Here is a 26570-nt window from a genome sequence, read left to right on the forward strand (position 1 = left end):
GCCTTCCTCCCAAATAGTAAAGGTTACTAGATTCTATGAGAGAGCAGACGAAACATGACAGTTTTATAAAAAGAAAAACGAGAAAGCAGCTGTACACCGCTCTCTCGTTTCCTTTATCGTGCAGCTTTTTGTACGTTCACAAGCCCAGCGCCATAATAAAAAGGTTCGCCAAGTTTTGTTGCCGTTTTTGTCAGCCTTTCACGCAATTCATCATTTGTCAGATTCGGATGTTTTGATAGAATGACTGCCGCAGCACCAGCTACATGAGGTGATGCCATAGACGTTCCACTCTTATATCCATATTCGTTATGAGGAATGGTACTTAATGTTGAAACACCTGGTGCTGATACTTCCACTTCTTCCCCAACAGAGGAATCAAAGGCTCTTTGCTTTCGTTGATCCACAGATGCGACTGCCATGACAGAGCTGTATTTGGCCGGGTAATCTATCGTATTAAGTGACCCGTAGCTCCCAGCATTTCCTGCAGATGCGACAATGAGAATCCCGTTGTCATAAGCTCGATCTACCGCTTCTTTCAGCGCCTCCGATTCACTTGCTCCCCCCATACTAATATTGATAACATCCATCTCATTCTCAATCGCCCATTCAATGCCTTTAATGATCCAGCTATAGTAGCCGTCACCATTTTCATCTGCCACTTTCACCGCATAGATCGAAGCTTTTGGTGCCACACCAACGACGCCTACTTTATTATCTAATGCTGCGATCGTGCCTGCAACGTGAGTTCCGTGTTCATGCGGGTCAACGAGCGGATCGGACTCTGTTGGAACAAAGCTGACACCACCAGTTACATGTAAATCTTCATGCTTGCCGTCGATTCCACTGTCAAGAACAGCTACTTTGACATTCTGTCCGGCATATCCTCGTTTATGTACCTTTTGTGCTTTGATGCTTTTGATGCCATAAGGAACGCTTTGACCGCTTGTTTTTGCTTTTTGGTCTTCCTCAATAAAAGTAACTTCTTTTGCTTGATGTAGTTTTTCTTTTGATGCTTCGTTCAACGAAACTTTCATCATATCTATTTTCTCTATTGATTCTTTCACATGACCGCCGGCTTTTTCAACAAGCTGTTTTTGTGTTTTGTCTTGAACGGAAGAAGAAAAACCGATCATATACTCTTTTTTTGCTTGATCCTTTGCAGATACATCTGATGCGCCGAATGTCATCGATGCCAGTAGCATACTTGCCATACAAAGCCCTGCTCCAAATGATTTGACCTTCACGATACCCACTCTCCCTTTCATTTCTTTTTGTCATTTAACTACATTTTTAGACAAAAAGAAACGACCGTTTGTCCTATTTTTTAAAATTTTTCCAATTATTTGATCTACTTGTCACAAAAAAGCAAAATAAAAATGCTTATGATCCTGTTCATAGCGATCATAAGCATTCCTACCTTTATGTTTTTTCATCATATGCTGCAAGGCTTCTTGTTTTGTTTTTGTCTTTCTTTCGTGTGTACTAAAATGCGGCATATTTCCTCTCGATTGTTCTGGATTTCGGCTGTGCTGCCTTTGAAGGTGTTCTCTCTTTTTCTTTGCTTTGCTTTTTCCCATTTCGCAAAACCCCTTTCGTTGTCGTTATGATACATGAACGCATCTAAAAAAGATAGACGTATACACGCCTATCTTTCTTTTCTCACCATATCAAGATGCGGAATTCCATCCTCATCATAACAATCTGAGACAGCTTCGAAGCCAAACGATTCGTAGAACGATTTCAAATAAGCCTGTGCTTGGATTTTAATCTTTGTTTCGCCTAATACACTGAGCTTTTTTATCGCCTGATCGAGCAGGATCTTCCCGTAACCTTTTTTCCGGCCGGCCTTCGTCACAAGGACACGACCAATGGACGCCTCTTTGTACATGATCCCGCTTTGGAAAATGCGGCAATAAGCGACAATCGTGCCGTTCTCTTTGGCGATTACATGCAGCGCCTCTTGATCACGATGATCAATTTCAGGATAAGGACATGTTTGTTCTACAACAAACACATTCACTCTTTCCATTAAAATCAGGTAAAGGTCCTCTTTAGACAGTTGTTCAAATGTGTGACATGTCCATTTAAGTTGATTCATGATTGATATCCACCTTACCGTAGACTCCGCCTCCGCCAGCGATCAGTCCAACTTCACCTCTTCTTGCTTTGATGATGTAATCGGCTGTTTTCTCAGGCAGGACCGCTTTTAATTCTTGTTCTGTTGCTTGATGAAGAATATTCATCTCTGTATGAAAGACAACTTTTAACTTTTCTAATGTTTTGGCTCCAACACCCGGAATAAAATGAAGGGGAAGCTGGTGAACATAAGGAGGCCTTATTCCTTTGTCACTTTCTTGGTCAGCAAGCTCCTTTAACCGCTCACTCACCCCTTTTGTCATTCGGGTATGGCCGCATGCTTGGCACTTTTCTTGATCCTGACTGTCAGGTCTTACCCCGCATTTCTCACAGGTCGTATGATAATACTTTCCGAGCCGCGGAGCGAGCCCATAATTTCCAGTGATGTTTCTTCCATCTTTTCCTTGAAGCGCTAGCTCAAATTCAGCAAAGGAGGCATGATCCATTCGGATCTTCGTATATTCCCGCGCAATTTTCCCTAAAGAATGGGCATCTGAATTTGTTAAAAAAGGATAACGGTTTAGCTCACTTAGCTGGGAGGCCATAGACGTATCACAGCTAAGGCCAAGCTCAACAGCATCAATGAGTTCTGGATCGAATACTTCGGTTAAAGACGTATTGACCCCTTTACCGTATAAACTTTTATGCGGCGTAAAAATATGGGCAGGAATAAATAATCCCCCTAGTTCCTTCACCTTATGCTGAAGCGTTCTCCCATCCACATATAACCGCTGTGAACTCAAATGCACATTTTTCATATGAAGAGAAAGCCATGCGGAAAACTCAGACATTTTACGAAGCGTGGGCATAAAGGCAAGCACATGAATCGGGCCTTTTGATTGGTCATCATTGATTTCTAGCTCACTGCCTAAAAGCAAAACGGTCTTTCCAAATGATAACCCGCCATCGCTTAGTTCCGTGTACGTGCCTTCCTCTACACCTTCTATCAATTCTTCTAGGACTTCAGGAGATTGTGCATCAATCACACCAATCATCCCCATCCCTTTACTTTGAGACGCTTCAATGAGAATTTGGTCAATGGTCAGTGACCTTGCACCTGTAATTTTGACAGCCCTACCTGTTCTTGTTCGACCAATATGAATATGGATATCTGCAAAGAATTCCCTCATTTTGTAGACTTAAGTACCTCTTGCAATTGTAAGTATTGAATGGCATAGGCTGTTTTCGCATCATAAATATGTTGTTTTTCGATGAGGTGCAGTGCTTCTTCTAGTGAAACTTCCATCACTTCGACAAATTCATCCTCATCCAGCTCTCGTTTTTCTTCAAGCGGGACGAGCTGATCAGCAAGGTAGATGTGAACAATTTCATCCGCAAACCCTGGTGATGTATAAAAGGCTGTCAGCTTTTGGAGCGCCTGAGTTGTATAACCTGTTTCTTCTTCTAATTCTCTCAGTGCTGTATGTGCCGGCGCTTCTCCTTTTTCTAATTTTCCAGCCGGAATTTCAACGATGGATCTCTCCAGTGCTTTACGGTATTGCTTGACCAAAATGATTTTATTTTTGTCTGTACGTGCAATGACTGCTACCGCACCTGGATGTTTAATGATTTCGCGTTTGCCTGGTTTTCCGTTCGGCAATTCTACATCTTCAAGAACCAAGTCAATGATTTTTCCGTTATATAATGTTTTTGACGATAATGTTTTTTCTTCAAAGTCCTTCAATTTTGTCAGCTCCTCGTTCTACTTTCACTTTTTACTTCATTCATTTTAACATAGATGTTTTAGGAGAAGCCAAAATGCGGATGCCTGCTTCAATGCGCCTTTTGAAATCACCTAGCTTGAATTCCAGAATTGTTTCACTTAATGTGAAAGGATAGGAGTGTGATTGAATTGAAAAAAAGACGAATTGGCACCTCTGATCTCTTGGTTAGTGAGGCGGCACTAGGATGTATGTCCCTTGGGACTGAAAAAGAAAAAGCGCTCTCTTTATTAGATGAAGCCATTGATCTTGGGATTAACTATTTGGATACAGCTGATTTATATGATTTTGGAACAAATGAGGAGATCGTCGGGGAAGCCATTAAGAACAGACGCCAAGATCTGATTTTGGCCACAAAAGGCGGCAACCGCTTTGAAAAAGGCAAACCTGGCTGGGACTGGGATCCTTCAAAAGCATATATAAAAGAGGCAGTGAAACAAAGCCTGAAACGACTTCAAACAGATTATATTGATTTATATCAATTGCATGGCGGCACAATTGACGATCCAATTGACGAAACCATCGAGGCATTTGAAGAATTGGTTGAAGAAGGTGTCATTCGCTATTACGGCATATCGTCAATCCGTCCAAATGTCATTAAAGAATACGCCAAAAAATCAAATATCGTGAGTGTGATGATGCAATATAGTTTACTCGATCGTCGCCCAGAAGAATGGTTCTCTCTTCTTGAAGAACAAAGCATTAGTGTCGTGGCAAGAGGTCCTTTAGCAAAAGGATTATTAACTGAAAAACCCCTTTCGCAAGCAAGTGCGGCGATTCAAAAGAACGGGTATCTTGACTATTCATTTGAAGAGCTCCAGCAAATCATCCCTTCGTTAAAGAAAGTCGCTTATGACCTATCACTGACAGAGCTGTCCATTCAATACTTGCTTAAGCATTCTGCAGTCAGCTCTGTTGTTTTTGGCGCAAGCTCGGTGAAACAGTTAAAAGAAAATGTGGCAGCGGCAAATGCACGTTCATTAAGCGATCAAGAAGTAAAAGCTTTGTCATATTTCACAAAACAGTCTGTGTATGAGACGCATCGTTTGAATCAATAGAAGACAAATGGAAGAACAGCTTGTCACTTATGTTTTATTTTGAATGTACAACCCTATTGGTGCGATTCTGAAATGAAGTGATACGAGGGAGTCAGACGTGTTTTCTCTCAGGCTCATGTAGTATGTATTCATCTCAATGATATAACATAAAAAAGGGAGCATCGCAGCTCCCTTTTTTAACTTTTATACTTTCTCCAGTCTAAATGACTTTCATCTAGCAGCTCTGAGAAGCTTTTATTTTTTTCTTTTTCTTTCTGTTGCCGAAGGAGGTCTTGTCGTTTTTGTTCTTCTCTTTTTTCTGTCTCGGCGGCCAGGTTCTGCTTCATTTGAAGGAGCTGCTGTTTCACATCATCCTTTATGCCGTCCTTTAGCTTTGCTTGATCTTGATTGGTCTTTTTCACTTTGCCTCTCTCCTTTTGCTTTAGTGTATCATCCGTTTTATTTGCTCAGCAAGAGTCACGCCAAACTCCCAACATGTGGTATGATCTTCATAGAAACCCTTCGGAAAGGAAGAATCAGCTTGAAGAAGAAATGGCTCGCTATACTCGCCTTGATATTATTTCCACTCGCTGCAATCGGCATTTTTTTTACCAATAAAATGATGTATATACGAAAATTAACGGATGAAGAGCTCATCAAACGAGAATCAGATGAAGGGCACTATCATCACGAGGAGTTTCAACAGCTGCAAAAAGAGAAAGTTTGTATTCCTTCAGCATTTGGTTACGATCTTCATGGCTATTTTGTACCGCTCCCTCATACAACACGCACCATCGTTCTTTGTCACGGGGTTACCGTCAGTTTGATCAATTCCGTGAAGTATATGAAATTATTCCAAAAGCTTGGATGGAATGTGCTGCTTTATGATCATAGAAGACATGGGATGAGCGGCGGAAAAACAACGAGCTATGGATATTATGAAAAAGAAGATTTGGCTCAAGTCGTCAAGTGGCTGAGAAAAAAGCTTGGGGAAAAAGCAATCATTGGGATACACGGAGAATCGATGGGCGCAGTCACAACTTTATTATATGCTGCAAAACCGGATGCAAACGCCAATTTTTACATCGCTGATTGTCCTTTTGCTTCTTTTGAGGATCAGCTTCTGTATCGATTAAAAACAGATTTTCGTCTTTCAGGACAGTGGATTCTTCCACTAAGTGATCAAGTGTTGAAATGGCGGGACGGATACAGCATTCGACAAGTTTCTCCACTTGATGTAATCGACCAGGTGAAAGAACCTATCCTTTTTATTCATAGCCTCCATGATGACTATATCCCTTGTGAGCAAAGCGAGCAGTTATACGCACGCAAAAAGGGTGATAAACGGCTATTTATTGCGCCACATGGTGCGCATGCGATGTCTTATAGTGACAATAAGGAAGTCTATGAACAAGAGATCGAAGCATTTCTGGAAGCATTTCAATTCAATCAAAATGAAAGAGGAGAATGAACAGCCGTTCGTCTCCTCTTTTTGCTAACTTATACGATAGTCACCACTGTTGTATGGTGTCTGCCCGCCAGCTCCATATGGCTCTCTTCCGATTGCTGCTGACTCATGACCGATAACCCTGCAGTTGCTGCCAATAAAAGAACTATCAAACTCATTTTCATATAAATGACCTCCATTTTGAATTTTTGATATGGCTTGAATTTTCCTTTCGTAATACCGGGTAGAAACTTCAAATAATCCAAGCTCATTATAATAATGAGCCGCATCAAGTGCCAGTTCCTCAATATCTGGGTATAAGCGCTTGTCCTCCAACAAATCTAATGTATCGTCTATGATTTTTATTTCTGCATCAACGTATAATGCTTTTAAAAACTGAAACTTGCAGATGTAAATTTCATCTTCTAATTCACAGGCTTTCATAATACCTTGTTGATAGAGGGTTAACGACTCTTCTATTTGTTTTTGTTTAAACAGGATTTGGGTCAGCATAAATAGTGGGTCTAGAGAGCGATTTAGATGGGTTAAATTCTCCTTTTCAAACACTTCAAGAGAGTCTTTGAGATAGCGACTTGCTGTAGCAAGATCGTTCATTTGGTAATAGCAGTTACCTAAGTTGAAAAGGGCCGAACCTATGACTCGAGGGTTTCCAATTGAGCGTGCTCGCTTTAGAGCATTTTTAAAGTAGGGCAATGCATGTTCATAGCATTTCAAATCATCATAGTTTGCACCGATGACAAATTCACAGTGGATGATTCTCAGCGTGTACGTTCTGTAGGCAGAGTACGTATCTAACGCTTGCAAAGCATAGTGCATCGAAAAGTGGGTTTGTTTCATGTGGTAGTATATTTCTGCTAATTTAAAATAAAATTCTGCTCTTTCTATATCATCTGATATGAGATTGAGCTTTTTTTCTGCGGAACGGTAATAAGCAATGGCACTCAAATAGTTTCTCTGTTCAAATTCAAACATTCCTGTAAAAAAATGAACATAGTATTCAAGCATATCTGTTAATTTGGTCTGCGAATGTTCAATTGTTTCTAGAAGCTTCTTAATCTCCTCATCATTTGAGGCTTTTTTTGCCGGTTCAAAATATTCAAGCATGACCTTATGTCGAAAATCCATTAGCTGGTAAAAAAGCAGCAAGTTCTGATCTTGCTCCATCTCAAGGATTTCCTGCTCGATCTCGGCCTTTAGCTTCTCTGCTTTCATGACATGAAATCCGCAAATCTGCCTATACCATTCGTTTATTTTGATTCCAACCTGAGGCGATGACAGCTTGAGCTTCAATTCACCTTAGCACCTCCCTCCTCATGTACGATACATGTTGTATTCTATCATATTTCCTCGAATGGAAGAAATATGAAATGTCGTTTTTCGTAAAGTTTTCGGTATCCCGCAATAACCGCTTCCATTGCCGATTTTTCGGCATTAACAGTCTCTATTTTTCTCTTTCTACTTTTCTCATTTTGTCGAAATGTTTGTTAAAAATGACTTTTTATCGTTGAAAAATCTCATTTTTCAAATTAGACAGTTCTTCTGTTTGATGAGATGATGATGGCACAAAAAAAGCCCTCTTCAGCAAAGGGCTTATAACACATCTGTTACGTGTTCCATATTCTCTTTTATCCAACTGACTGCTAATTCAAGCGTTGGAAATTCTTCCGTTTCAAATGTGACTTCATCTTGGAGAAGCCAGACGTCCTTTTTTACTGAATCCATTCCACCGATTGACCAGTGCAAAAGGCTATATGGATGATTATTATTTAAAAACGACACCCACGTTTTATTTTGTGCCGTATTTTGTATCACTTTCAGCTTTTGATCCACTACGTTTCCACCTTACTTTACAAGTATACCCATTCTCGGGCTGAGTATTTGTTGAGGACTTTTCAACATAAGTGTATTGGCTTTTTCATTAAAATCAATCGTCATTTCCTCGTCAAAAAACACCTTTTGTGCTGTGTGTATATATAGTTTTAAATGTTGGCTATTTTTAAGTGGTTCCCATTCACCTGTTCTTTCACTTGTTAACCAAAGCATTGGTACGCCACTCACTGCACAGCCACAACCTTCTGAATCGTAGCGAAGCAGTAACTCCTTCGTCTCGTTTCCTGTTTGCTGTTTTTCTATATATGTTTTAGCCAGTTCTGTGATGTGAATATACATGGCGAACACCCTTTTTAAATTGATGCTTACATTGTAACACATAAAACACCATAAAACATGACACACGACTAAATCCGAAAGTCATACTCTTTGAAATACACGCTCTTCTCACTAGGATTATATCTATCTATTGGCTCTTTCTGCATCCTGTTTTTTAGAATTATACTGATGACGCTATCCATTTTAAAAGAAGAAACAGGAGGTTTTAGATCGTGAAAAAAAGATTATCTCTCTGCTTTATCGGGGCGCTGATATTGATGTTGAGTTTCACTATGCCAAACATGAAAGCGGCATCTATCCTTGATGAAGTACGAGAAAGCTATGCGACTTATACGGGATCTGGTTACTCAGGGGGCGCCGCTTTATTAGATCCTATTCCCTCTGACATGAAAATTACAGCTTTAAATCCCCATGACTATAACTATAAAGGGGTAAATGCGGCACTTGCAGGGGCTTACCTTGAAGTAACGGGGCCAAAAGGAAAAACCGTTGTGTATGTAACCGATAAATATCCAGAAGGAGCAAAAGGAGCTCTTGATCTTTCTCCTAATGCCTTTACCAAAATTGGCAATATGGAAGATGGGAAAATCCCGATTAGTTGGAAAATTATAAAAGCACCGATTAGCGGAAATGTAGCTTACAGAATAAAAGAAGGTAGCAGTGAGTGGTGGGCTGCGATTCAAGTGCGCAATCATAAATATCCGGTTATGAAAATGGAATATTACAAAGATGGAAAATGGGTGAACATGGAAAAGACAGACTACAACCATTTCCTTGGCTTTCATATGGGGTCTACATCTCTTCCTGTTCGAATCACAGATATCCGCGGGGTCATAGTAAAGGATCAATTACCCGCTCTTCCGTCTACTGCTGCTTCACAGGCCTATATTGTAAAAGGCAATGTTCAGTTTCCTAATTAACGAGATGAAGAGGCAGCTTATTTAAGAGCTTCCTCTCTTCCTTCTCTATCCCAGCGATATGCCTCATTTTCTATTTCTTTTATGATTTCATTCTTTCCTGCCATATAGCTTTGTATATCTTCCGGATACTGATTTGCTAATTGTTCCTTGACAGACGCATACGCTACAGCTCGTTCTGGGTGGACTCTTAAGTAATCTCGAAACAATAAATGTCTTTTCACATCAGGATGATTTCTTTCATACACATGGACATGATGCGTACGATTCAAGCCACCCTTTTGAAAAAAACGTCTCCCTTTTATACCATTTTCACCGAGCACTTCGTATCCAAGGTGTTCAAATCTCTCTTTTTTCCTATCAATCTCTTCTATATCGCTTACTTCTATTAATATATCTATAATTGGTTTGGCAACAAGTCCTGTAACTGACGTGCTGCCAATATGGTATCCTTCTATCCAGCTCTTTTGAATGATTTGCTTGAGTCGCTGCTTTTCTTGACGGAATTCTTCATGCCATTCTTTTTTGAATTCGACAACCTCAACCTTGCGTCGCGGTGTCCATTTCATTTTTGATAGGGTGAGCTCTTTTGCCACATGAATCACATTTGTTTCAAAAAACCCCAATTTTTCATATAGCCTTTTTGCAGGGGTGTTTTCTTGCCCTGTGGTCAGTTCTATCGGGACATTCTTCTCCATAATTGTCGACATAAGTCTTGTTCCAATACCCTGCTTTAGCGCTTTTGGATGCACAGCCAATCGACTAATGATCAAACAATCTTTCAGCTCTTCATAGGAGACTACACCTAATAAGAGATCATCTTGCTCAAAACCAATAAATTGCTCTTTTGCTTTCATGACATCTTGAATGGTCTCTTTTAATGGCGGAAGATCAGCATAGCCAATTTGTTCAGCTTCTTGTTGGTATGCAGCTAGTTGAATATGTAAGATCTGCTTTGCTACATCACTTATTGTGTGATCTAAATGAACAATCATTTCATTGCCTCCAGCTTCTTCACAAATAACACACGGTCTTCATGAATGCCATCGTAATCTGAAAAGACTGAGATGCCATCTACTGTTTTATCTCCCTTTTCTATCTGAAACCCGAGTTTTGTATGGTAAGCAATGGAGACTTTATTGATAGGAGCTGTGACAGCTTTAATGGTTGTTCTTCCTTCCTTTTCAGCCGCTTCATAAAAAGCTTGATAGAGGATTTTGCCTATCTTTAATTTACGGTGATCTGGATGGACGCCAACAAAGTGAATATAGGCTTCATCCGAATGAGATTGCGATAAAAAGCCAACCAAAAAGCCGATCAGCTCTCCCTTTTCAACGACAACAAAACTTGTTTGCTGGAAATGTTCAAAAAAGAGCTTTGGCAATTTTGCACGCAAATCTCTGCCTCCCCACCAGCTTTGAATGACGGATGTGACTGCGTAAAAATCTGACGGTTTCACTTGACGTATCATGATGGCCTCGCCCCTTTTTCCTTTTTGGCTTTCCTTTGATTCGTTTTTTCTCAAAAATGCGATTGTTTCAATAGTCTACTGTCTGATCAAATGGTTGTAAAGACAGTATGCCTGTCTTTTTTCATATTCACTTGTTGGTTCTTCGTCTTTCAGCCGTCATCTCCTTTTAAATCTTCACACTTATTTCAAAAAGTTCACTTTTTGTGCGAAAGTTTCATTCATTTGTTATGTTAAGATGGTTCATATAGGAAATGGTACAAATGTTTATTGGAGATGATGAGATTGGTTTGGGTTGTTATTTCGCTTGTTGTGTTTAGTCTTTTAAAGCTGCTTGTCACCTCTTTGCCTTCTGGTGTTGTTGAGCGCCTTTTTAGCCGCTACGCCGTACATGCTAAAGTAACAAGTGAGCAAACAAATATTACTTTTCAAGGTCGTTCGCTTGATGAGCAGCGAGCATCTGAAATCATTCAACATTTTAATGATGCGATCTTTATTGAACGCTATTATATTTACCCTGGTGATGAAGAACGCTTTCTTCATCCGAATGAAGGGCCAGCGCCGCTTACTATGCAAACAAAGCATGGGAAACATGATGTCACCCTTTATCTGTTCCATTATGATGACCATGTGGATGTGGTTCGGCAGTTTACACATAAGCCAAAGAAAAAGCTGATGGCTTATCGTCTGCGTTCTGAACCGCTCCAAACATTCCACAACATGGCACATGCCTAACAATCGTTGCAGCAGACGAGACGAAGTGTTCACCACTTCGTCTTTTTTGTATGGACAGCTTTTGAATGATTTACCAGTATGAATTTCACCTCATGTTGTTTACAATAGATACAGAACATACGTTCTAAGAGGTGAAGTACAATGAATGAACGAGCCATTCTGCTTGTGGATATGCAGTCATTTTATGCATCAGTCGAGAAGGTGGAGGCGCCTCATTTGGAGAATGTACCGCTCATTGTCTCTGGAGATCCAGAACGAAGAAGCGGAGTCGTCCTGGCAGCCTGCCCTCTCGCGAAGAAACGTGGCGTACAAAATGCATCAAGGTTATGGGAAGCACAGGAGAAATGTCCTGAAGCAGTGGTTGTACGTCCACGTATGCAGCGCTATCTCGATGTCTCTGTCATGATTACAGAACTGCTTGAACAATACACAGACCTTGTCGAGCCATATTCCATTGATGAACAGTTTCTTGATATTACAGGCAGTCTTACACTATTCGGCTCTCCACATGAGATCGCTCAACATATACAAACAACGATTATGAATCAGACTGGCATTTACGCACGTGTGGGCATCGGCCCTAATAAAGTGCTCGCTAAAATGGCCTGTGACCATTTTGCCAAAAAAAACACATCCGGCATCTATGAACTGAGTGCCGACCGGGTTGCTGCTGATTTATGGCCGCTTCCAATTGGAAAATTATTTGGCGTCGGCAAACGAATGGAGCATCATTTGAAACGAATGGGTATCAGTACCATTGGCACACTTGCTACTTATCCGTTAGACCGATTAAAAAAACGCTGGGGAATCAATGGGGAGCTTCTGCAGCGAACAGCTTTAGGACACGATCCCTCCCCAGTCACTATTCACACACATGATCAACAAAAAGCCGTTGGGCATCATATGACCCTTCCCCGTGATTACGCATCTTTTGAGGAGATCAAAGTCGCTCTTCTTGAATTGAGTGAGGAAGTCGCTAGGCGGGCACGTTTTAAGCATTATCTCGGTCAAACGGTGTCTGTTGGTGTAAGAGGGGCTGATTTTTCACATCCAACAGGCTTTCATCGACAAATGAAGCTTCATTCACCGACACAGTATGGCTCAGATATTGCAGAGGCAGCGATTCAGCTATGCCAGCAGCACTGGGATGGCCAGCCCATTCGCAGTGTAGGCATTACCCTCTCACAACTGCAGCCTGACAGCCACTATCAGCTGACTTTATTTGATCATCATTTGAAGAAAGATCAACTCAGCAAAGTATTTGATGAAATCCATCTGAAATATGGACCTGCGGCATTATTGCATGCTTCGTCACTGACAAGCGCAGGGCAGGCATATCACCGCGCCGAAAAAATTGGCGGGCATTACAAATAACGGAGGCGAACAAGCATGAATCCCAATAAATTAACACCTGGATACAACATCATGTGGGAATCAAGCCGAATGATGCTACCAGAGCACCGAGAGCAACTACTTGCTCAAAAACGAAAGAAAAAAGAATATACACCTCTACCGCTCAGCTCCGATCAGCTAGAGGAAATGAATGTTTTGATCACACAGTCGATTACCGAGGATCAAGCGATTTGCGTGACATATGTCTCATCAGGCATGAAAGCACAGTTTTGGGGCTGGGTGAAAGCCATTCATTATGAAACACGCCAAATGAAAATCGTGAATGACGAAGATGTTCTAAACCTTTCCTTACATCAAATTATTGCCATCGATCTCAATTGATTTTCGCAAAACGAAAACATGATCATTGAAAAACCCGCTTCGTTTTTCCGAAAAAATTATGACCCATCAAGGCTTAAAACCTTGAAAACGAGGCATATGCTCTTCGAATGAACGGAACGGTTCAAGCTTCTCTGTCATTTGACGGATGACTCCTCCATCAAATTGTGTATTTAATTTGCACAATTTTTCATGTATGATTGGAACATCTTACAAACTCAGGGGAGACACAGCATGAAAAATAACTTACGCACTTTACATCCACTTAGTTGGACGATCATCATCGGCACGATATTTGGCCGAATGGCGACATCCATGAGCATTCCCTTTTTAGCCGTTTATTTGACACAAGTCAAAGGCGCCTCAGCCTCTTCAGCTGGATTGATCATTGCCGTCAGCTCTCTTATTGGGATTGTTGCGAGTTTTTACGGCGGCTATGTTTCCGACCGAATCGGCAGAAAAAAGGTCATGCTTTTATCCATCTTTGGCTGGACACTTGTCTTTGTTGGCTTCGCATTTGCAGATGCCATTTGGGTCTTCTTTTTTATGAATGCTTTAAATGGACTGTGCCGGGCGCTGTTTGAACCAACGTCTAAAGCACTCTTATCCGATGTCACCCCATCGAGCATTCGGTTGTTTGTCTTTAACTTACGGTATACGGCCATTAACATTGGTGTCATTTTCGGCCCGCTGCTTGGCTTATATCTCGGGTCATCAAAAACGACTTTTCCATTTCTCGTCGCTGCCCTCATTTACTTGTTGTACGGGTTAACGCTGGCATGGCAATTTCAAAAGCATCCAGTGGCTGCTCCAGAAAGCACCAAACAAATCGGTGTCAAAAAAGCTCTTTCCATTATTCAGAAAGATACGGTCTTTAGCATCATCCTCATTGGCGTTACTTTATGTTCATTTGGCTATTCACACCTAAGCTCAACACTGCCTCAATATTTATCGGCATCCCCTATGATTGAGGATGGCCCTAAACTGTTTGGGTATCTTTTATCCTTAAACGCAGTGGTTGTCATTGTCGTTCAGTACCCGCTGATTATGATCGCTAAGCGCTATTCAACGATTTTGTCGTTAACGACTGGAAACGTGCTTCTAGCAGGCAGTTTGTTTGCCATTGCTTTTTCACAAAGTCTCGGTACGCTTGCTTTTATTATTGTCGTGTTTACGATTGGTGAAGTGCTGCTCTTTGCAATGATGGATCTGTTTGTAGACAATATTGCAAAACCTGAAGTGAAAGGATCATACTTCGGCGCAATGGGGTTTTCTCAGCTCGGCAGCGTCGTCGGACCGTTTGTCGGAGGATTGTGTATTGACTTATTTGGCGCAGCCCATCCCCTTTCTATTTTTTCAGTCTTGGCGATTGTCACCGCTGCAGGCGTTCCGTTTTTACTTATCGGATACTACCGCCTAAAAAAACGAACGGCGGCTGCCGTGGCTGTGAAAGTAAGTGGAGGTCATTAAAAAAACCGCTCTCAATTGAGCGGTTTTCTTTATACCCTGCGGATGGCGATCTCTTCCACCTTATGCTGATCGCCTTTTTTTAAAATCAAATCGGCTCTATATTTTGTCGGCAAAATATTTTCATATAAATTTGGCCGGTTCACTGTATTCCAAATCGTGCTTGCCATCTGATCTGCTTCTTCATCCGTCAAATCTTTGTATTGATGAAAGAAGGATTCAGGGTCTTGGAAGGCTGTTTCCCGCAGCAAACGGAACCGTTCTTTATACCAGCATTGAATTTGCGTCTCAGCGGCATCTACATAAATCGAAAAATCGAAGTAATCTGATACAAACACGCGCGGCTCATCCTTCAGATCATCCAGTGCCGGTGATTGCAACACATTGATCCCTTCAATGATGACAATATCTGCATCTTCTACTGTTTCATACACCCCTTCAAGACGGTCATAGGTCAGATGTGAATATACAGGTGCATGAACAGTTTGTTTCCCTGATTTTAATTCATTTAAAAACGAAAGTAGCGCTTTAACATCATAGCTTTCCGGGAAGCCTTTCTTTTCCATCAGCCCCCGATCTTTTAACTCTTTTTGAGGATACAAAAAGCCGTCCGTTGTTACGAGACTCACCTTCAGCCCATCTCCAAGCCTAGATAAAAGTGTTTCAATAATACGTGCTGTCGTGCTTTTTCCGACGGCCACACTTCCTGCAATCCCAATTAAAAAGGGGATTTTCGCATGATGCGGGTAGTTTAAAAAAGCATTGACATGCTGATTTTTTTGTTTTTCTGCAAAGACATGTAATGTCAGAAAACGAATAAGCGGTATGTAAATATCTCGAACTTCTTCTAGCGATAAGTAGTCGTTTAATCCTTGAAGTGCTCTCACTTCTTCTTCTGAAACAGATACCGGCATATATTCTCCAAGAGCGGCCCATGCCTCTCTCGTATGGCGTGTATATAGTGTATTAAAATCTAGTCGTTCGTCACCCAAAGTCTTTCCCACCAATCTAAACTAAACTCATAACCAAAAAGACGATAATCCGATTGTAGCTTAAAATGAAGGCGCTGTCTTTATTTTTCAACGAAAGTTTGCTTCTTTTGCGAAAAAAAAGCATTAAATAAAGGAAAATGAGGGTAAATAAGAGTATTCAGTTTGATAGATAGAAGGGAGCACACCAAATGAAATATGTGATGATTGGCGGAGATGCAGCAGGAATGAGCTGCGCTATGCAAATATATAGGGAGGATCCAGACGCGCAAATTGTAGCTTTTGAAAAAGGAGAGATTTTCTCATATGGACAGTGCGGACTCCCCTACTTGATCGGCGGTCTCATTGATCATCACAGAAAACTCATCGCACGCAGCGCTGACACCTTTCGTGACAAATACGGAATTGATGCCAGATGCTTACACGAAGTGACCTCAATTGATCCAGAGCAAAAAACAGTATCGGGTATTCATTCTAAAACAAAAGAGCCCTTTACAGAAACGTATGACCGTCTGTTAATTGCGACAGGAGCAAGCCCCGTCACACTTGATCTAGACAGTCATTCATTAGAAGGTGTCCACGTATTAAAAACAATCCCGCATGCGCTGTCTATTTTAGACAATCTCAAAAAAGACGTCACACATATCACGATCATCGGCGGAGGATATATCGGTTTAGAAATGGCAGAAAATTTAAAAGCGCTAGGCAAAGACGTTCATATCATTCAGCGGGGTGCAACACTTGGGCCAGGCTTTGATCCCGATATGGCAAAATATCTGAAAGAAGAAGCGGACAATCAAAGCATTCACGTGGTACTTGGTGAAACAGTGCAAAAATTAAAGGGCAAGACACATGTAACAGCTGTTCAAACAGACAAACAGACCATTGAAACAGATATGGTCATCATTGCCGTTGGCGTCACTCCGCAAACATCCTTTTTAGACAGCACAGGAATTCAGCGACTTCAAAATGGTGCAGTCGTTGTGAATGAATACATGCAGACGAATGTACAAGATATCTATGCGGCGGGGGACTGCGCAGCGACCTATCACCGTATCAAAAAAGAACTGGACTATATTCCGCTCGGCACGACAGCAAATAAACAAGGAAGAATCGCAGGCTTTCATATGACAGGAACAAACCGCGCGTTTCAAGGCGTAACCGGCACAGCGGTGATGAAATTTATGGACGTGACAGCGGGACGAACGGGTTTATCAGAGAAAGAAGCAAAAGACGCGGGCCTTCCTTTCTCCACCATCACCATCGACAGCACTGACCACGCTGGATATTACCCAGATGCAGAGAAAATGAAAGTGAAACTGATTTACAGAAGCGATGATCACACCTTGCTTGGCGCACAAATCATCGGTAAAGAAGGTGTTGATAAACGAATTGATGTCATGGCAACGGCTCTTTATCAAGGGCTGACTGTGACAGACCTTGAAGATTTAGATATTAGCTATGCCCCTCCTTTTAACAGTGTATGGGACCCACTTCAGCAAGCGGCAAGACGAATATAGAAAAAGGAGTGAAGCCATTGACCATTCAACAAATTGCTACTATTGAAATTCCTGTGACTGATATCCCCCGGGCTGTCTCTTGGTATGAACAGATTTTAGAGATGATCGTTCTACATCAATCAGAAGAAGCCGCCATGCTCACTTTTACTCATGGCGAGGGACCTTCTTTTTATCTCGTCAAAACAAAACACGAGAAACGAATCTACTTTATGAACTCTTTTACAGGAGTTCGGCATAGTATGATTGATTTATTTGTGAAGGATTTAAAAAACTTTCACCAGTATTTAAGCGAGCATAACGTCACCGTATCGGATATTCAAATATTAGCTGACCCAGACTTAGGCGGTTTTAGCTTCGAAGATGTTGATGGCAATGTCTTTGGCGTCACCAATATTAAGCCCCATCAAACAAAAAAAGAAACCAGCCTGTGACCGGTTTCTTTTTTTGTTATTTTTTCATCATCGCTTTCCGTGCTGCTTTTTCAAATAAAAACGGGAATAATTGATACAATTTACTGCCAGCATTCATCCATCCTGGTAAATTAATCTCTCTTTTTTTCGTCATCATGGCGGATACGACCTTCCCTGCTACCTTGTCAGCACTGAGCATCATAAAATCAACATTTTTCACATATTCACCACTGCGGTCTGCAATGGTAAAGAAGTCTGTGGCAATCGGTCCTGGATTGACGGTTGTGACATGAATTCCGCTGTCTGCCAGCTCCATTCTGAGGCTGTTTGAAAATCCGAGAACCGCATGCTTTGATGCGGAATAGATGGCGGATTTAGGGGTGGCAATTTTGCCTGCCTGTGACGCAATATTGATAATATGTCCCTTCCCTCTTTGTTTCATCTCAGGAAGGACCTTTTTTGTGCAGGCAATTAAACCAAAGACATTGACCTCAAACATCGACACCATTTCCTCAATGGATGCGTCCTCGACGAGATCGAACACACCAAAGCCGGCATTGTTCACCAAAATATCAACAGCTCCCACTTGTTGATAGGCTTGATCAATGTCCTCAAGCTGACTGACATCAAGCTGAACGATGTGACATACGCCGCCAGCACTTATAATCTTTTCTTTTACACCTGTGAGCTTTTCAATTCGTCTTGCTGACACAATGATTTCTGCTCCTTCGGCTGCTGCCAAGTACGCCATCTTTTCACCAATACCGCCTGAAGCACCTGTAATCCATATTCTCTTTCCTGTTAGTCGCCCCATTTATTTCACTCCTTCATTTGCTCGATAATAGAGGGTTCCGTCTTTTTGCACTTCTTCAATTTGTCCAGCCGCTAAAAGCACATCAAGCTGCCCGACTGTCTCAGACATTGTCAGAAATAATGCTTCTTCATACAGGCCCGGAAATAAGGTGCGGCAAAGATGAAAGGCGGTCATTTCCTTTCGTTGAAGCAGCTGATACATCGTATTTGCCCGTTTTTCCTGTTTTTTAAATCTTTCTTCGATCAATTCGTGATGAGAGGTAATGAGCTGGCCATGCCCTGGATAAATCGCCTGAATGGGCAAATGCAATAAACGCTTGAGTGATGCTTTATATTGAAGCAGCGATTTTTGACGTTCTGTTCCTTTCACCGGCGCTTCCATTAACGGATTGGAAGAAATGGTCGTAAGCAGCAGATCACCGCCGATGAAATTCCCTGTTGTTTCATCTAAAAAAGAAAGATGAGATTGTGCATGTCCTGGGGTCTCCAGCACTTGGAAATGCTCATGTCCCTTCAAACGATCACCTTCTTTTATGACGTCATCGACATGTGCCGTACATGAATATGTATAGGACTGCCTCACCATTCTTTCACACTCTCCTTGACGAAGCGGCACACCTAACTGCTGAAAAAAATCATTCATAAAATGGATTTGACGCTGTTTAAACGCTGCATCCTGACTAATATAGGGCTCATTCAACTCATGTCCGATGACACGGACATGGGGTTTCATCAGATCTAAAAGACCGACATGATCTGCATGATGATGTGTCAAAACCACTTGATCAATATCATCTATTGATAAATGATGTTCCTTTAATTGCGTGACAAAGGCATGCTGCGCCTCTTGTGTCATCGGTCCGCAATCGACTAAGGTCACGGCATCGCCTTTTAATACATATGCATGGACATCCCCAACCGCAAACGGTGTGGGAATGGATAATTGAATCATTTCTTCTTTCACTTTTATACGTCATCTCCTGCTTTTTGACTCATAGATCATCTGAACTTCCTCTTCTTTATTCATTGTATCTTGCAAAGGGCAGACTGTCATGCGGTTTAGATGGTCATTTTTTTATCTTTCCCTATTGACACAAACTTGTCCATCGTTGCATAATGAACAACAAATATAAGATGCGCGATGACAAGGATTAGTAAGCAAAATAATGATGCAAGAGAGTGAGGTCCGCCGGCTGTAAGGCTTCACCATCCTCTTATTTGCTGAACCTGCCCTTTGAGCTGTTAGGCAAACCTAAACGTTTCCCGCGTTAAGGGACTAGAGCTGAGTATGCATGATTGCATGCTAATTGAGGGTGGTACCGCGAAAAACCTTTCGTCCTTTGCAGACGAGAGGTTTTTTTATTTACTACAAGGAGGAGCAGCTTATGAGTAAAATTGGATTTATTGGTGCAGGCTCAATGGCCGAGTCTATGATTAAAGGTCTTTTAAAGAGCGGCATTATGTCAAATGAAGATATCATTGTCACAAATAAAACAAATGAAAAACGATTAGAAGAATTACATGCACGTTATGGAGTCAAAACAGATTTCGCTCGTTCCTTTATTTATGAAGAAGCCGATATGCTGGTGTTTGCTTTAAAACCAAAAGATGCGGAAAGTGGCATTTCTGAAGTAAGGCCCCATTTAAATGGACAGCTGATTATTTCTATTTTAGCGGGCATTTCTATTGAAACCATTCAGCATTATGCTGGCGCAAAAACGGCGGTGGTTCGTGCCATGCCAAATACATCAGCGGCCATACAACAATCAGCTACTGGCATTGCTGTCAGTGATGAAGTCACAGAGGCGCAAAAGGAAAAAGCAGTTCAGCTGTTTGAAACGATCGGTCATGTGACGGTTTTAGATGAATCACAGCTGAATGCGGTCACAGCGATTGCCGGCAGCGGTCCTGCCTTTATTTATCATTTGATTGAAGGAATGGAGCGAGGTGCATCGGAACTTGGGATGAACCAAGAGACAGCGAAATTGCTCATTTGTCAAATGATTGCAGGCGCTGCAAATATGCTTCAGGATAGCGGTAAGGAACCTGCTGAATTGCGCAAAGAAATTACGAGCGAAGGTGGAACGACAGAAGCAGGACTTAAAACGCTTGCTTCCTATCAATTTGAAGAAGCAATTGTCGATTGTGTGAAAACAGCGACAAAACGCGCAGCAGAATTAAACGACATGTTTTCAGCGAGTACGTATAAGTAAGTGAGAAAAGCACCTGCCTTGATGACAGGTGCTTTTCATCTATCACTCGATGCTCTCATGGACATAATGGCTTTGATTTGATCGAGGTGATGAATTTCATGTAAAGCAATGGTTTCAGCTAAAATTTGGACTGTCATCATCCCTTCTTCAGGATGGAGGCCTGAAAAATCCCATGTATCCTTTTCTAATAGCTGCAGTGTTTTGTTTCTGCTTTCTTTTAGGCGTTCAATCAATGCACTGACCTCTTGTGCGGTATACGTTTCATAAGCTCTTCCCTTCACATATATCTCTGGATCATATGATGCGAAAAGCGTGTGCTCATTTGATATTGCCTGCTCTATCCGCTCTGACCAGACTTCTTCCGTATCATACAAATGTCCAACAATTTGTTTAATCGACCACTTGCCTTCCCCAAAAGATTCATCTAATGTATCCTCATCACATGTCCATACTAACTCCTCAAGCTTACGCGAACTCTCATGAAGTGATGTCATGATCTCTGTTTTTGTTAGTACTCCTGTTTTCACTCTCACAATCCCCCTTCAAATATATGTAAGTATTATTCTATATCATACTCTATTTCTTTAGACAGAAGGTGATTGATATCAAGAAAAGCCCTATCATGACGATAGAGCTTTCACTTAATTCTTTTCTAATAAAGCATGAATTGTTGATTGTAAGAGCGACGGCAAAACGCCAAAAGAGAATGGGACATGCAGCCGTTCTGTCCATTTGTGCGCATCCTTTCCTAATGGACCAACGTTGATGACAGGAACGTTAAGAGCTTCTTTTTCTCCTTGTGGTAACGAGTAACCTTTTTGGTATAGCGGCATGTTGGCTGTATAATCGTCTATATCTTGATTTTCAAGCTGTAAGTAGCTTAAATCAGATAAACCAGGAAAATATTTGACTTCTTCTACTTCGATTCCATAGATCTCTTTTGCTTCTCTTTGAATCTTCTTTAAGGTCGTTTGAATATGCAGATCGTTTGTTGAAGAAACAGATGGGTAAAATGGCGGACTATAAAACAACACAATCAGTGCTCCATCTTCCTTACAAAGGGTCGTCAGTTCTGATACAATTTTGGTTGAAAAATCACGATCCCCAAGCTCACCCCGGTTGGCAAAGGCGTAGTTGACAATTCGCTCGACCTCCTGCTTGCCGGATCGTTCAGCAGCTTTTTCGTACAGCTCATGATACGTTAACACCGTGATGTTTGTATCGATGGGTGTAAAATGTTTAAAGCGTTGAAATGCAGCGGTTTTCTGTTTGAGATTGGCTTCGATTTGGGCTGCTGCTTGTTTCGCAGCTTCATAGAGGAGCCCGTGAAGCTCTTCACTAGAGCGGTTCATCATCAGCACATTAAATAAAGAAACAGCCGTGTGAGGCGTTTGAACAGAGTAAGCTTCTTTCAAATCCTTTTGCATCAAATTGGTCGGAGGTGGTGTCACTTCACCATCTACTTCCTCACAATAATCACTATTCAGTTCTAACAGCCTGTTTAATTCAGATACCATAAAATTTGCATTTAATCCTGAGAAGGGCTCACCTACATGTGTTTCAATTCCTTTGCAGAAAAATCCCGCAAGTACCTTCCCTATACTACCTGTATAGATGTATTGGTGCGCATCCCCGGGATACTTTTCAAACATCGGCTCACTGTTTAAACACGCGGTATAATCAAGGTCATACTTCTGCTTGAGCTCCTTTAGTTTCGGAACAGCCTCCAGCATCCCCTGTGAATTCACTTCTTCATCTGGCACTGTGACGAGCAGAATATTTCCTTCAAACCTCCCCGCCATCGCTCTTTCTAGCATGGAAAGCTGGACAGTCAGGCCTGCTTTCATATCCATGGACCCTCGTCCAAACAGCCAGTCACCTGAAGCTAAATCCTCTCTTGCCCTTTTTGGAAGAAGTGCACTTTTTTGAGAAAAGGACGCCATTAACTCTTCGGGCTTACACGCCATATTTTGAAATTCTCCGTAATCCTCTGTATCCACGACATCAAAATGGCTGAGGAGTAAAACAGTACGTGGCAACGTACTTCGTTTGACAAGTGCCGTTAAAAAATACCGGCCATCTTTCATTGGATGCAAAGCCAAGTGATCAGGATGCTGTTCAAAATACGGCCGCTCCCTCAGCAAGTAATATAAATATTCCGCTAATGCGACTTCTCCCGTTGTACCAGATATGCTTTCATACTGCATAAGAGCTGTGAGTAGCTCCTTTAGTTCACTTTCCGTTTGCCATTTCATCCGTTTATCCCCCTTTGATGTCCATATCTTTCATTATACAAAATCATGTACAAAAGCTATATGGTTTGAGCACCTTTTATGACGAATGTTTGAATGGCTGTTATAATCGGCTATACCATTCTATGAGGAGGCGAAGGTAATTGGAAACAAAGCTTTTTTCACCTTGGACATTAAAAGGTGTCACACTCAAAAACCGCATCGTCATGTCCCCGATGTGTATGTATTCATCCTATGACCGTGATGGAAAATTACAGCCTTTCCACTTTGCACATTATATTTCCCGTGCGCAAGGTCAGGCCGGATTAATTATGGTCGAGGCAAGTGCTGTTTCACCTGAGGGAAGAATTAGTGATCAGGACCTCGGAATTTGGAGTGATGAGCACATTGAAGGATTTGCCTCATTAAACGAACAAATCAAAGCGTACGGAACAAAAACGGCCATCCAGCTAGCCCATGCAGGACGCAAGGCTGAGCTAGATGGTGACATTCTTGCTCCATCCAGCATTCCATTTGACGAGCAATCTAAAACACCTCTTGAGATGTCTATCGATCAAATAAAAGACACAGTTCAGGCGTTTCAAGATGCCGCTGTCCGCGCCAAGAAAGCTGGATTTGACATCATTGAGATTCATGGTGCGCATGGCTATTTGATTAACGAATTTCTCTCACCGCTTGCCAATCACCGGACAGATGAATATGGCGGTTCACCAGAAAATCGTTATCGCTTCTTGAGAGAAGTGGTTGATGCAGTCAATGAAGTGTGGGATGGACCATTATTTGTCCGTGTATCCGCTTCTGATTACACAACAAAGGGACTAGATATTGCAGATTATATTGGCATTGCCGCATGGCTGAAAGAGCAAGGAGTCGATCTAATTGATGTGAGCTCAGGCGCTGTGGTGCAAGCCAGCATTAACACATTCCCCGGCTACCAAGTCACCTTTGCTGAGAAAATAAGAGAAGGTGCCGGCATCCAAACAGCCGCTGTCGGTATGATCACATCTGGTATACAGGCCGAAGAAATTTTACAAAATCAGCGTGCTGACTTGATCTTTATCGGCAGAGAATTTTTACGGGATCCGTATTTCCCAAAAACAGCCGCTAAAGAGCTTCGTACATCCATCGAAAGCCCGCGCCAATACGATCGTGCTTGGTAACATCTCTAAGCAAAAAGGTGTCTATTTTTTGAAATAGGCATCTTTTTTGTTTTTAAGAGAAACATCTTTGCCTTTTGTGCCGTCTTTTAGCTAAAGAACCACTTAGAGGAGATGGAAGAATGAACTCGGCATTGATTGAAAGAACGTATCATATAGATGGACATCACTTTTATACAAAGCATCGTCAAGGGAAAAAGGAAGCCACCATTATTTTTGAAGCAGGATATGGAATTTCAGGCGATACGTGGGCGAATATCGCTCGTGATATTGACCCAGAGCTTGGTGTTTTCTTATATGACCGTTTAGGCAATGGAAAAAGCAGCGAAAGCAAAGAAGGAAGAACTTTGCATGATCTTGCGGATGATTTAGATACACTCTTACATCAAGCCAATATTCAGCCGCCATTTCTCATTGTGGCGCACTCATTTGGCTCTCTTGTCAGCCGCTTATGGGCAAGCCGCAGAAAAGAAGATGTTATCGGTATGGTCCTTCTAGACCCAGCAAGTGAGGAGCAAGAGCAGGTCATTCTGCCGCTCTTATCAAAGGAAGAACGCACTTCATATATGACGCAGTTCACAGCAGAATGTACACATGAGGACTTTGAGCAAATGCTGCGTACGACCAAAGAGGAGCAAACGCATTATGGGATGATGCCCCTTCTTGTCATTTCATCAGGCAAAAGCCGCTTGTTTCATCCAGCACATGAAGCTTGGCTCAGGCTTCATAAACGAATGCTCACATTGTCATCCCAAAGCGGATGGATTCAGGCGCAGAACAGCTCGCACTATATTCATCACGATGAACCACATATTGTGCAGCTTGCGATTTATGATGTATGGTGTGCAGCAAAACAGCCTGCCACTTATTATCAAACAGCCAACTAAAAACAAAAACTCCTTGACCGGACATCAGTCAAGGAGTTTTTTCATTATACCGTTGGTGCTGATTGACTTTTCTCAGACAGCAGCTTTTCAATGCTGACAAGCTGAACGCATAACGTAAAGATGTCAATCGCCTGCTCTAGTTCTTCAAGCGTTGGGAACGTTGGCGCAATACGGATGTTACGATCAAGCGGGTCGTTTCCATAAGGATATGTCGCCCCTGCACCTGTTAGTGTCACACCGGCTTCTTTCGCTTTTTGCACAACAGCTTTTGCACAATGATCGAGTGTATTTAAGCTAATAAAATATCCGCCATTTGGTTTGTGCCACTCAGCGATGCCTGTTCCACCAAGCTTTTCATCAAGGATCGAAAGAACGAGGTCAAATTTCGGCTTAATAATCGCTGCATGCTTTTTCATATGTTCCTTCAATCCTTCTGGATTCTTGAAGAAACGAAGGTGTCTTAATTGATTGATTTTATCTGGCCCAATGGTTTGAACTGATAACTGTTTTTGAATAAAGCTGACGTTGTCCTGACTAGATGCCATCAGTGCAACACCCGAGCCTGGGAACGTAATTTTAGAAGTAGAGGCGAACATAAACACACGGTTTGCATGTCCTGCTTTGTCTACTGCTTGAAAAATATCTTTTAACGTATCAGGCGTATCTGTTAGATGGTGGACTGCATAGGCATCATCCCAAAAAATACGGAAGTCGTCTGCTTTTGTCTGCATGGAAGCAAGACGGTCGACAACCTCATCTGAATACGTAATGCCGTCAGGGTTGCTATATTTCGGTACACACCAAATCCCTTTGATGGCTTCATCTTCTGCAACCAATTTTTCTACCTGATCCATGTCAGGTCCATCCGACTTCATATCTACCGTAATCATCTCTATGTTAAAATGCTCACAAATGGCAAAATGACGATCATACCCTGGGCTTGGTGCTAGGAATTTTACCTTTGGAAGCTTGCCCCAAGGTGTTTTGCTGCCATATACGCCGTGAGTCATGGCACGGGCAATTGTGTCATGCATCATATTTAGGCTAGAATTACCGCCAATGATGATTTGTTCTGGCTTCAGATTGAGCACACTTGCAAAAAAATTCTTTGTTTCAGGAAGGCCTGTCAAGCCGCCATAGTTTCGCACATCTGTACCATCCTCAGCTGTCATTGCATCCTTTGATGTCACGACATCGAGCATGCCCATAGATAAATCGAGCTGTTTTGGTGAAGGTTTCCCTCTAGACATGTCTAAGTGTAAGTTTTTACTTTTGTACGTTTCATACTCTTTTTGTCGTGCTGCATATAGGTCATTTAATTCTGCTTCACTTAACGCTGTAAAACCGCTCATCTTTGATTGTGCCTCCCGTATTCTTCATAGTGTAATTCGTCATTTGTTTTTTCTTCACCATTTTACCACTACCTGAAAAAGAGCGTCATCATAAATATCAAAAAAATCACACAACTATTTTTGACGAT

General features: G+C 41.8%; 29 protein-coding genes and 1 other annotated feature. Of the genes, 12 read left to right on the forward strand and 17 right to left on the reverse strand.

Annotation, left to right across the window (positions count from 1 at the left end; all coding sequences use genetic code 11):
- Positions 1-113: 113 nt before the first annotated feature.
- The 5 genes from ASG46_RS16105 to ASG46_RS16125 form a co-directional block, all read right to left on the reverse strand.
- Positions 114-1244 carry a S8 family peptidase gene (locus tag ASG46_RS16105; RefSeq protein ID WP_008344415.1) on the reverse strand — a complete coding sequence of 377 codons (1131 nt, stop codon included), beginning with the start codon at positions 1242-1244 and terminating at the stop codon, positions 114-116.
- Between the two features lie 111 nt (positions 1245-1355).
- Positions 1356-1577, reverse strand: a complete 222-nt coding sequence (locus ASG46_RS16110; protein WP_008344413.1) for a hypothetical protein — start codon at positions 1575-1577, stop codon at positions 1356-1358.
- Between the two features lie 68 nt (positions 1578-1645).
- Positions 1646-2098, reverse strand: coding sequence for a GNAT family N-acetyltransferase (locus tag ASG46_RS16115; protein WP_046527215.1), 453 nt, complete (start codon positions 2096-2098; stop codon positions 1646-1648).
- Positions 2085-3266, reverse strand: coding sequence for a TIGR00375 family protein (locus ASG46_RS16120; protein ID WP_056705193.1), 1182 nt, complete (start codon positions 3264-3266; stop codon positions 2085-2087). Before ASG46_RS16120 ends, ASG46_RS16115 begins: the two co-directional genes overlap by 14 nt.
- The gene (locus tag ASG46_RS16125) at positions 3263-3820 is read right to left on the reverse strand and encodes an NUDIX hydrolase (protein ID WP_082181648.1); all 558 of its coding nucleotides are present in this window, start codon (positions 3818-3820) and stop codon (positions 3263-3265) included. Before ASG46_RS16125 ends, ASG46_RS16120 begins: the two co-directional genes overlap by 4 nt.
- Before the next feature lie 168 nt (positions 3821-3988).
- On the opposite strand from ASG46_RS16125, the gene ASG46_RS16130 reads away from it, so the two are divergent.
- A complete protein-coding gene (locus tag ASG46_RS16130; protein WP_056705197.1) occupies positions 3989-4915 on the forward strand; it encodes an aldo/keto reductase in 927 nt (308 codons plus the stop codon).
- 176 nt (positions 4916-5091) lie between these two features.
- On the opposite strand, the gene ASG46_RS16135 is transcribed toward ASG46_RS16130, so the two are convergent.
- Positions 5092-5316 carry a YqkE family protein gene (locus ASG46_RS16135; RefSeq protein WP_008343840.1) on the reverse strand — a complete coding sequence of 75 codons (225 nt, stop codon included), beginning with the start codon at positions 5314-5316 and terminating at the stop codon, positions 5092-5094.
- Between the two features lie 119 nt (positions 5317-5435).
- Between ASG46_RS16135 and ASG46_RS16140 the strand changes: the two genes are divergently transcribed.
- The gene (locus ASG46_RS16140) at positions 5436-6365 is read left to right on the forward strand and encodes an alpha/beta hydrolase (RefSeq protein ID WP_080987801.1); all 930 of its coding nucleotides are present in this window, start codon (positions 5436-5438) and stop codon (positions 6363-6365) included.
- A gap of 24 nt (positions 6366-6389) precedes the next feature.
- On the opposite strand, the gene ASG46_RS16145 is transcribed toward ASG46_RS16140, so the two are convergent.
- The 3 genes from ASG46_RS16145 to ASG46_RS16155 all read right to left on the reverse strand — a co-directional run bounded on the left by ASG46_RS16145 (position 6390) and on the right by ASG46_RS16155 (position 8531).
- A complete protein-coding gene (locus tag ASG46_RS16145) occupies positions 6390-7652 on the reverse strand; it encodes a response regulator aspartate phosphatase (RefSeq protein WP_024718943.1) in 1263 nt (420 codons plus the stop codon).
- A 300-nt stretch (positions 7653-7952) separates the two neighbouring features.
- On the reverse strand, positions 7953-8192 hold the full coding sequence (locus ASG46_RS16150; RefSeq protein WP_008343836.1) for a YqkC family protein: 240 nt from the start codon (positions 8190-8192) through the stop codon (positions 7953-7955).
- 12 nt (positions 8193-8204) lie between these two features.
- Positions 8205-8531 (reverse strand): iron-sulfur cluster biosynthesis family protein, encoded by a 327-nt coding sequence (locus ASG46_RS16155; RefSeq protein WP_024718944.1) that lies wholly within the window; start codon positions 8529-8531, stop codon positions 8205-8207.
- A 257-nt stretch (positions 8532-8788) separates the two neighbouring features.
- Here ASG46_RS16155 and ASG46_RS16160 point away from each other — a divergent pair, with 257 nt between their 5' ends.
- Positions 8789-9451 (forward strand): expansin EXLX1 family cellulose-binding protein, encoded by a 663-nt coding sequence (locus ASG46_RS16160; RefSeq protein WP_175580636.1) that lies wholly within the window; start codon positions 8789-8791, stop codon positions 9449-9451.
- Positions 9452-9468: 17 nt separating this feature from the next.
- On the opposite strand, the gene ASG46_RS16165 is transcribed toward ASG46_RS16160, so the two are convergent.
- Positions 9469-10443 carry a GNAT family N-acetyltransferase gene (locus ASG46_RS16165; RefSeq protein WP_056705199.1) on the reverse strand — a complete coding sequence of 325 codons (975 nt, stop codon included), beginning with the start codon at positions 10441-10443 and terminating at the stop codon, positions 9469-9471.
- Positions 10440-10919, reverse strand: a complete 480-nt coding sequence (locus ASG46_RS16170) for a GNAT family N-acetyltransferase (RefSeq protein ID WP_007501073.1) — start codon at positions 10917-10919, stop codon at positions 10440-10442. The genes ASG46_RS16165 and ASG46_RS16170 overlap by 4 nt, the downstream gene beginning before the upstream one ends.
- 282 nt (positions 10920-11201) lie before the next feature.
- Between ASG46_RS16170 and ASG46_RS16175 the strand changes: the two genes are divergently transcribed.
- The 4 genes from ASG46_RS16175 (at position 11202) to ASG46_RS16190 (ending at position 14852) form a co-directional block, all read left to right on the forward strand.
- Complete coding sequence (locus tag ASG46_RS16175) at positions 11202-11651, forward strand: YfmQ family protein (RefSeq protein WP_024718948.1); 450 nt, start codon at positions 11202-11204, stop codon at positions 11649-11651.
- Positions 11652-11792: 141 nt separating this feature from the next.
- Positions 11793-13025, forward strand: coding sequence for a DNA polymerase IV (locus ASG46_RS16180; protein WP_024718949.1), 1233 nt, complete (start codon positions 11793-11795; stop codon positions 13023-13025).
- A 15-nt stretch (positions 13026-13040) separates the two neighbouring features.
- Entirely contained in the window at positions 13041-13385 is a 345-nt protein-coding gene (locus ASG46_RS16185; protein WP_017367544.1) for a YolD-like family protein, read from the forward strand.
- Between the two features lie 231 nt (positions 13386-13616).
- Entirely contained in the window at positions 13617-14852 is a 1236-nt protein-coding gene (locus ASG46_RS16190) for an MDR family MFS transporter (RefSeq protein WP_008343828.1), read from the forward strand.
- Positions 14853-14881: 29 nt separating this feature from the next.
- Here ASG46_RS16190 and coaA read toward each other — a convergent pair whose 3' ends face one another.
- Positions 14882-15841: a type I pantothenate kinase gene (gene coaA, locus ASG46_RS16195; RefSeq protein WP_008342294.1), complete on the reverse strand. Its 960-nt coding sequence runs from the start codon at positions 15839-15841 to the stop codon at positions 14882-14884.
- A gap of 188 nt (positions 15842-16029) precedes the next feature.
- On the opposite strand from coaA, the gene ASG46_RS16200 reads away from it, so the two are divergent.
- Together ASG46_RS16200 and ASG46_RS16205 are read left to right on the forward strand one after the other, a co-directional pair.
- A complete protein-coding gene (locus ASG46_RS16200) occupies positions 16030-17358 on the forward strand; it encodes a CoA-disulfide reductase (RefSeq protein WP_035390747.1) in 1329 nt (442 codons plus the stop codon).
- An 8-nt stretch (positions 17359-17366) separates the two neighbouring features.
- The gene (locus ASG46_RS16205) at positions 17367-17789 is read left to right on the forward strand and encodes a VOC family protein (RefSeq protein WP_235562250.1); all 423 of its coding nucleotides are present in this window, start codon (positions 17367-17369) and stop codon (positions 17787-17789) included.
- Between the two features lie 16 nt (positions 17790-17805).
- On the opposite strand, the gene ASG46_RS16210 is transcribed toward ASG46_RS16205, so the two are convergent.
- Both ASG46_RS16210 and ASG46_RS16215 read right to left on the reverse strand, forming a co-directional pair.
- Positions 17806-18582, reverse strand: coding sequence for an SDR family NAD(P)-dependent oxidoreductase (locus tag ASG46_RS16210; protein ID WP_007501086.1), 777 nt, complete (start codon positions 18580-18582; stop codon positions 17806-17808).
- Complete coding sequence (locus tag ASG46_RS16215; protein WP_056705201.1) at positions 18583-19545, reverse strand: MBL fold metallo-hydrolase; 963 nt, start codon at positions 19543-19545, stop codon at positions 18583-18585.
- A 168-nt stretch (positions 19546-19713) separates the two neighbouring features.
- Positions 19714-19925, forward strand: a binding site (T-box leader).
- 41 nt (positions 19926-19966) lie between these two features.
- Between ASG46_RS16215 and proC the strand changes: the two genes are divergently transcribed.
- Positions 19967-20794, forward strand: coding sequence for a pyrroline-5-carboxylate reductase (proC, locus tag ASG46_RS16220; protein WP_056705203.1), 828 nt, complete (start codon positions 19967-19969; stop codon positions 20792-20794).
- 35 nt (positions 20795-20829) lie between these two features.
- On the opposite strand, the gene ASG46_RS16225 is transcribed toward proC, so the two are convergent.
- Positions 20830-21321: a DinB family protein gene (locus ASG46_RS16225; RefSeq protein ID WP_056705205.1), complete on the reverse strand. Its 492-nt coding sequence runs from the start codon at positions 21319-21321 to the stop codon at positions 20830-20832.
- A gap of 114 nt (positions 21322-21435) precedes the next feature.
- Complete coding sequence (locus ASG46_RS16230; protein WP_056705207.1) at positions 21436-23049, reverse strand: M20/M25/M40 family metallo-hydrolase; 1614 nt, start codon at positions 23047-23049, stop codon at positions 21436-21438.
- 140 nt (positions 23050-23189) lie between these two features.
- On the opposite strand from ASG46_RS16230, the gene namA reads away from it, so the two are divergent.
- Positions 23190-24206, forward strand: coding sequence for an NADPH dehydrogenase NamA (gene namA, locus ASG46_RS16235; RefSeq protein ID WP_017367553.1), 1017 nt, complete (start codon positions 23190-23192; stop codon positions 24204-24206).
- Positions 24207-24325: 119 nt separating this feature from the next.
- A complete protein-coding gene (locus ASG46_RS16240) occupies positions 24326-25090 on the forward strand; it encodes an alpha/beta fold hydrolase (RefSeq protein WP_017367554.1) in 765 nt (254 codons plus the stop codon).
- A 44-nt stretch (positions 25091-25134) separates the two neighbouring features.
- On the opposite strand, the gene ASG46_RS16245 is transcribed toward ASG46_RS16240, so the two are convergent.
- Complete coding sequence (locus tag ASG46_RS16245; RefSeq protein WP_035702826.1) at positions 25135-26442, reverse strand: aminotransferase class I/II-fold pyridoxal phosphate-dependent enzyme; 1308 nt, start codon at positions 26440-26442, stop codon at positions 25135-25137.
- Positions 26443-26570: the final 128 nt, after the last annotated feature.

This window comes from Bacillus sp. Leaf49, from assembly GCF_001426125.1.
GTDB classification, from domain to species: Bacteria; Bacillota; Bacilli; order Bacillales; family Bacillaceae; genus Bacillus; species Bacillus altitudinis.